Annotated in this window: 8 protein-coding genes; 2 read left to right on the forward strand and 6 right to left on the reverse strand. The window is 51.4% G+C overall.

Annotated features, from left to right (window positions below; translation table 11 throughout):
* Positions 1-17 precede the first annotated feature (17 nt).
* Positions 18-353, reverse strand: coding sequence for a hypothetical protein (locus JCM12308_RS26200; RefSeq protein ID WP_008551293.1), 336 nt, complete (start codon positions 351-353; stop codon positions 18-20).
* Complete coding sequence (locus tag JCM12308_RS26205; protein WP_054785618.1) at positions 350-691, reverse strand: winged helix-turn-helix transcriptional regulator; 342 nt, start codon at positions 689-691, stop codon at positions 350-352. Before JCM12308_RS26205 ends, JCM12308_RS26200 begins: the two co-directional genes overlap by 4 nt.
* An 82-nt stretch (positions 692-773) precedes the next feature.
* Between JCM12308_RS26205 and JCM12308_RS26210 the strand changes: the two genes are divergently transcribed.
* The gene (locus JCM12308_RS26210) at positions 774-1664 is read left to right on the forward strand and encodes a DMT family transporter (protein WP_054785619.1); all 891 of its coding nucleotides are present in this window, start codon (positions 774-776) and stop codon (positions 1662-1664) included.
* Positions 1665-1706: 42 nt separating this feature from the next.
* Here the strand turns inward: JCM12308_RS26210 and JCM12308_RS26215 are convergent, their stop codons facing one another.
* The 4 genes from JCM12308_RS26215 to JCM12308_RS31105 all read right to left on the reverse strand — a co-directional run bounded on the left by JCM12308_RS26215 (position 1707) and on the right by JCM12308_RS31105 (position 5523).
* Positions 1707-3527: a hypothetical protein gene (locus tag JCM12308_RS26215; protein ID WP_054785620.1), complete on the reverse strand. Its 1821-nt coding sequence runs from the start codon at positions 3525-3527 to the stop codon at positions 1707-1709.
* A complete protein-coding gene (locus tag JCM12308_RS26220) occupies positions 3524-4003 on the reverse strand; it encodes a type III secretion system chaperone (RefSeq protein ID WP_054785621.1) in 480 nt (159 codons plus the stop codon). Before JCM12308_RS26220 ends, JCM12308_RS26215 begins: the two co-directional genes overlap by 4 nt.
* A gap of 141 nt (positions 4004-4144) precedes the next feature.
* Complete coding sequence (locus tag JCM12308_RS31100) at positions 4145-4660, reverse strand: MATE family efflux transporter (protein WP_208978957.1); 516 nt, start codon at positions 4658-4660, stop codon at positions 4145-4147.
* Entirely contained in the window at positions 4654-5523 is an 870-nt protein-coding gene (locus tag JCM12308_RS31105) for an MATE family efflux transporter (protein WP_208978958.1), read from the reverse strand. The genes JCM12308_RS31100 and JCM12308_RS31105 overlap by 7 nt, the downstream gene beginning before the upstream one ends.
* A 306-nt stretch (positions 5524-5829) precedes the next feature.
* Here JCM12308_RS31105 and JCM12308_RS26235 point away from each other — a divergent pair, with 306 nt between their 5' ends.
* Entirely contained in the window at positions 5830-6225 is a 396-nt protein-coding gene (locus JCM12308_RS26235) for a VOC family protein (protein WP_054785623.1), read from the forward strand.
* Positions 6226-6361 lie beyond the last annotated feature (136 nt).

Genomic DNA, 6361 nt, shown 5'->3' on the forward strand with positions numbered 1-6361 from the left:
TAGCTGTAGGCGCTGGGCTAAATGTCTTCCTTGCAGATTGAACGGTCAACTTCCATCAGCTCAACGGGTGCTCCGTGCACTTCGATGAACGCAACAGTCAGGCCTTCAATAGGAGAATTGGGCTCAATGATAACCTTCTGGTCTTTTAAAGCCTCTTCCAGATTATCGACTTCGAAGGCGACATGGGCGACGGTTTTGACGATTTCCGGATACGGGGCGTCTTCGTCATAACGCTGCCATTGGATGCCAAACGGATTGTTTTTGTGGTCGCTGACGGTCATGTGCAGGTGGGGTAGGGGAATCTCTTCCTCAAAGTAGCCCTTGGTCGGAATGCCGATGTGATTGAATTTCATTGAACTTCTTTCAGTTTGGCTGCGTGGGACCATGTTTGAGACCAATGGCCCAAGGGTTGCAGATAGGTGAACAGGTCTTCACCTTCCTCTGTCAGTTCGTAACCGTTCTCTCCGTTTCTGACGATCCCGCATTCTCGTAGTTCTTTCAAGCGCGTATTGAGCACAGTTGGTGATACAGAGTCGCAGTTTGACTGGAGTGCGCGGAAGGATTGAGGGCCGGTTGAGAGGTTCCAGATGATGCCAAGAGCCCATCTTCTGCCCAGCAAATCAAAAAGAACCATGATTGGCTTGCCGGATTTTGATCCGCGAACCGGTTGTCCTGCCTTAGGTATTTTCACAGATTATGGGCTTTCTTTTTTGCTAGGTTTAATGTAGCGATGTGTTGCTACGCATATTGTAGCACGTTTGGAAAGTTTTACTATGGTTGTTTTCGCTGTGTCGTCTGCTCTGGCGGCATCATTGGGGTGGGCCTGTGGTTCTATGTTGGCCCACCGACCGCTACAACGTGTTGGTGTTTTTGAATTTACTCGTATTCAGCTACTGACTTCAGGGGCTATCCTATGTGTGCTGTGCTCTGTGTTGGGGTATTGGCAAACTGTTGACTGGAGCCAGTGGCCTGCCTTTGTGGTGAGTGTGGTAGTCAGCGTGATTATCGGCAATGTTGCTTTGTTGGAATGCCTGAAGAGAGCTGGGCCAAGGCAAACAGAGTTATTGCTTTCACTTAAAACGCCGATTGTGGCTGTGCTCGCCTTTGCGTTTCTGGGTGAAGAGCTGAGCTTTACAGAAATGATTGGCATCGCAATCGCTCTCTTCGGCATTTGCTTAGCTATTTTGTTTGGAAGTTCTGATCAGGAAGCAGAAGCCACGCGTCGCAGTGGGGGATTGGTGGCGATTGTTGTGCTGGCGCTTATTGCAGCTGCCTCACAAGGGATTGGGATGCTGGTTCTCAAGCCTCTGCTTCTTTCTGGAACTGAGCCTTTGGCGGCATCCGCGATACGCGTTACAGGGGCTGCGTTTATTGTGGCGCTGGTTGGGTTGATGCCTCTGTCTGCGGTTCAGGCGACGACAGAGATGAGCTGGATGTTGCTGTTCCGCGTGGTGCTGCCCGGGTTTATTGGCTACGGCATATCGGTTTCGCTGCTGCTCTATGCCTACGCGCATTATGATGCGGCGATAGCCAGTGTGCTTGGATCGCTCTCACCTGTTTTCATTCTGCCATTGCTCTGGATGAACACAGGCAACATGCCCCGCCCACTGGCCTGGGGCGGAGCCGCGCTTTCGCTGCTCGGAACAGCGGTGATTTTGCTGTAACTACGGCGATGCCAGCAGCTCAAGCGCTGCCGGCATGTTTTATCAGAAACTGAGCTGCAGGTTATGCTTCTCGAAGAGACTATGGAAGTTCTTGACGAGGCCGTTTGCCACTTCTGCTGCACTTTCCGAGGGTTCATTCGGGAAGAAGAAGGTGTTTGCTACCGCTTGCTTCTGCTCCAGAAACTCATCCTGAGAGATCAGCTCCTCGTCTGGTGCGCTGATGGAATCCAGCAGAGGGGCGAACAACTGTACGAAAGGCCCTTTCAGCGTTGAAGAGATTTCTGAAGCTGTTGCATACGCCTCCGTCGGATGTTTTCCGGCTTGCTGAAGACGGTTGACGAGTTGCTCCTCGACGTTTCTGGAAATGAGTTCGATTGCCTCACTTACTGTCTGCGCGTTGTTCTTTAGTCTTTCAGAGGCAAATGCAGTGTTTAGCTGTTGCTGAACTTCCGGGTGCTCTTTGAAGATTTTTGTAAAGTGGCGTTCAGCAGCAAACTTATTGTCATCCCCTCCTAAACCCTCAGCATTTTGAGAGTGCTTTGCTGTGAATGCTGTCAGCAGTTCCGCATTGATTTCATCGGCAGTCAGATGCTCAACAAAGCTCTTGATGGTTTCATTAACACCTTGCGCAGCTTCGATTTGAGCCCTCAGTTCTGCCTTCCCTGCATTGATGATGCCACCTTGCTCCTCGAAACTGTTTCCTTCTTTTATTGAGCGTACGATCTCTTTAGCAACAAGAGTTGGCAACCACTTTTGAGCAGCTCTGACTTCCTTTTCTGTTCCTTCAGGAACGAATGGAGCGATTTGAGTGCTGAACTCTTCGGTTTGTGCAACTTCGTTCAGCGTTGAGGCCAACACGCCCTGAACAGCGCAGTTGGTGATCGCTTTTCTTGCGATCCCCTCGATCTGACCAGTAATGTCATTTGTGCCTTCTGGGCCTGATGCTGTTTTGAAATCTCCATTCACTACAGTCGCAATTAAGCCGAAAGCGCCTTGGCTTACTTTTTCAGCGGGCAGCCCCAGCTCTGCAAAAACTTGCTCAAGTAAGGCTCCGCCTGCGCTTGCTGACTGAAGTGCCTCGATTGCACGCAGCTGGTTAGCTAGTGCTGCTTGCACTTTATCGTCCTTCAGGCTGCTGCGAATGGATTGGTTGGAGTTGTCTGGTCTGGACTGCGTTTCCAGTTTGCCTTGCACATTCTCCTGAAGGTTGGAGATTTGCTCAGGAGAGACCTGATCCCAATCGATCTGGATGCCCGCGTTTGATGCGGTGGCTTTCAGAAAGTCCCGGTCAGCCATTTGCTCGATATGACTTGCAATGCTGGCATCGGTTGTTGCTGCCAGTTGTTTGGCGATGTCTTTCGCGATCTCAGTTACGGATGCTTTTAGTTGCTCAGGATTTTCGCCAGCTTTAGCAAACTCACTGGACCCTTCCAGTAGTTTAGAAAGATCACTAGCGACCTCTGCACCATGGGCCTTAGTGACACTTGTGAGGATATCTGTCTGCGCAGTTGTGTTGCGGGCTTCAGTTTTTTCTTCCTGCGTTCTGAGTGCAAACTCGACGGTGTCCAGAACCTGTGCTTTTGTCAGGCTGTGGGATCTGCTGCCTTCTTGTGTACATGCGTTGTACGCAAACTGGGCGATCTCCTCTCCGAACTCGGCTTTTAAGGCTTCCTGAAAACGGGCTTGATCTGCTGATTTTTGGCTATCACCGGTGATATGGAGCTTTGCCCAAGAAAGTACTTTCCCGCCTACAGATGTGTGGGAAGTGCGCTCAGTAACTGCTTCGCTGGTGGTGTGTAGTTTGTCCAAGCCGTTGTGGTTTTGGGCGGCTTCTACAAAGCTGGAGAGTTGGATCGCGCTCATACTCTTACTCCAAGATCTGAGAGATTATTGGTTTTGCACGGTGGTGCGTGATTTGAATTTTCCCAGTCTGGGGTGAGGCTTTCCGGGGTTTTAAGGCGTTCGTGCCAGGAGGCTGCCGTGCGGATGAACATGTCCAGCTTATTGTGCAGGGCGAAGGATGATCTGTCAGAGATGGTCACCACCATGGACAGATTGATGTGACGCTCCTTGGGGCTGATGTTGAAGGCCATGGAATGGCTATCGGCAAACACACAGTTGGCCTGCATCAAAGCTTGCAGCACCTGCGGGTCGTCGGTGTTTTGCTTGCTGATGACAGAGTTGAAGAGCAGGGTCTGGCTCTCATCCCGCCAGACGATGCTCATGGCGAGGTTCTGATCAAGGCCGAGAAAGATCTGGCCGTCTTCATTGAGAGAGAAATTGTCGAACCCAATTCTGTTGCCGAGTTCGATCAGCAGTGCGTTCACCAAATCTGTCATGCTTGTGCACCTCACCATAGGACGCATATTCCGTTGGTTCAGTACTAGCGAAGGTGAGATGAAGGCGCTGTCTTGTTTGGTACAGTTGGTTTGAGAACTTTCAGCCCTCGCAAATCCTGTTGGTCTGCGAGGGCTGATTGCTTATGAGCTTGCTACTGCCGCTGCAGGAGCGGCTGCTTTTTTGTGGGAGACTACGACAATGAATGTCAGCCCAAGTAGCAGGATCTCTGCCAGAGCGCTGCTGTACCAGATACCCGCTTCACCCACTGCATAGGGCAGCATAAGGGTGAGAGGGATGGCGAACAGGTAGGTTTTGGCAAGCAGCAGAATGCCTGCACGGGCAGCATCCCCAATGGCCTGAAAGAAGGTGCCGATCATCATCAGTGGGCCTGACAGGAAGAAGATCAGCGTAACGATTGGTGTGATGCGTGCAACCTCTGAGATCGTGGCTGCGTCATCGACAAAAATTGCGCCCAGTTGAGTGCTGAACAGAAAGTAGATTGCCTGCACAACCACGCAGTAGACGAGCGAGATGATAAGCGCAATCTTCAGGGTCTGTGATGTTCTGTCATGCTTTTGAGCGCCGAAGTTGTTTCCTGAAATAGACTGCAGAGCCATGCTGATGCCAAGCAGCGGCAGGAAGGTGAAGGTCAGCATTCTGGTGAGGATGCCGTAGGCGCCTGCGGTGGTTTCATAGCCACTTCCGGGCCAAAGCTGGATGGCGAACAAAGTGACTGCTGCTGCCAGAGAAACACCCGTGTAGCCAAGCTTTGTGGAACGCCGAGTGCGATCAGAGACTTCCACTGGAAGCTGACTGGGCGCCAGTTCAGGAATGAAAACTCACCACGCTTTGAGGTGTAGTAAGTAACCATCGCAGCCAGAGAGATGAGCTGCGCAGTCAAAGTGCCATAAGCAGAGCCAGCCACGCCCCAACCGAACTGAACGACATAGAGCCAATCAAAGAAGATGTTGAGGAAGGCTGAGCTGAGCGTGATGGCGGTCATCAGCGGCAGCAGGCCTTCGCACCGTAATCTGTCGATGTTGATGGACAGAATGAAGCCGAGCGGGGAGCCCAGAATGAGGATGGCCATGTACTCATAGCCGATCTCAGCCAGCTCATGAGAACCGTTGGTCAGGAACAGAGCCAGCTGAAAGCCAGCAGCGAGAAAGCTCAGGATAAGGAGTGAGCAGAAAATCAGAGCGAGACAGATGGCACTGTCGATGATCTTCTTTGTGATGCGGAAGTTGCTTGCCCCGAAGGCCCGGGCATAGATGCTTGCGAACCCGTTGGACACGAGAGTGAACAGCGAAACAAGGATCATGAAGAGCGGGAACATGAGTGTGACGCCAGTGAGCGCCTGCGTACCTACATATGTGCCCAGGAAGTACGCATCAACGACGGTGTGCAAGCCGTTCACCATCATGACGATGCTGATTGGCAGAGCTGTTTTTGCGAAGAGAATAGGTATTGAGCCGGATAAGAAAATGTTGTCCGGTTGAGAAGAAGAAACTTCAGACATCGAAACTGCTTTCAGTTCAAAATGCGGGAAAGTGCTGGTGCTCGCGTTGCCAGTAAACCGCTGAAAACATGCGGTTTGTTCAAGAAAAGTGGAGCTTCACCAGAGCGGGATTGCTTGCGAGCGGCGGGTGCCCTAACCACGTCGCGATCATAGGTGGAGTGGTTTTTGACCGCAAGTGGATGATCTGAATTGAGCAAGATTTGTAAACTGCTATATGACTGCTCGATTTTGCGTGTTGTTGCGGTTGACGGGGGTGCAGCAAGCGACCTACTTCTCATGCAGTAATTTCTGTTGAGAGGTCTTTCCATGGCAAAAGCAATTCACATGATGGTTCGTGTTCTGGATGAGGAACGGTCGCTTGCGTTTTACCGTAAGGCGTTTGGTCTGGAGGTTGCGGAGAGACTGGACTTTGACAGCTTCACGCTGGTTTATCTGCGCAATGCGGAGAACGACTTTGAGGTCGAGCTGACAGTCAACAAAGACCGCAGCGAGCCTTACTCACTGGGTGATGGTTACGGTCACATTGCGTTCTGCGTGGATAATCTGGATTATGAGCACAAGCGCTTTGAGGCGGAAGGGCTTGCTCCGGAAGACATCAAGGAGTTCTTCGTGGAAGGCAAGCTACTGGCGCGGTTCTTCTTTGTGACTGATCCTGATGGATATCGCATCGAGATGTTGGAGCGGCACGGGCGTTACCAGTAACCGCTCTTTGTCTTTTAGTACTCGATTGCTTTTTCAGCGAGCGTTGGAGGGGAGCTTCTTGCAAGCTCTTCTCTGGTGTAACTCTTGAAGGTGTGGGTGAAACCTTCCCGCAGTTTGTACTGAGACTGCCAATCGA

This window comes from Pseudovibrio denitrificans JCM 12308 (assembly GCF_001310815.1).
GTDB classification, from domain to species: Bacteria; Pseudomonadota; Alphaproteobacteria; order Rhizobiales; family Stappiaceae; genus Pseudovibrio; species Pseudovibrio denitrificans.

Coding starts and splice junctions, on each gene's coding strand:
- JCM12308_RS26200 (WP_008551293.1), bottom strand. CDS start 353: ATGAAATTCAATCACATCGGCATTCCGACCAAGGGCTACTTTGAGGAA.
- JCM12308_RS26220 (WP_054785621.1), bottom strand. CDS start 4,003: ATGACAGATTTGGTGAACGCACTGCTGATCGAACTCGGCAACAGAATT.
- JCM12308_RS31105 (WP_208978958.1), bottom strand. CDS start 5,523: ATGTCTGAAGTTTCTTCTTCTCAACCGGACAACATTTTCTTATCCGGC.
- JCM12308_RS26210 (WP_054785619.1), top strand. CDS start 774: ATGGTTGTTTTCGCTGTGTCGTCTGCTCTGGCGGCATCATTGGGGTGG.
- JCM12308_RS31100 (WP_208978957.1), bottom strand. CDS start 4,660: ATGCTGACCTTCACCTTCCTGCCGCTGCTTGGCATCAGCATGGCTCTG.
- JCM12308_RS26235 (WP_054785623.1), top strand. CDS start 5,830: ATGGCAAAAGCAATTCACATGATGGTTCGTGTTCTGGATGAGGAACGG.
- JCM12308_RS26215 (WP_054785620.1), bottom strand. CDS start 3,527: ATGAGCGCGATCCAACTCTCCAGCTTTGTAGAAGCCGCCCAAAACCAC.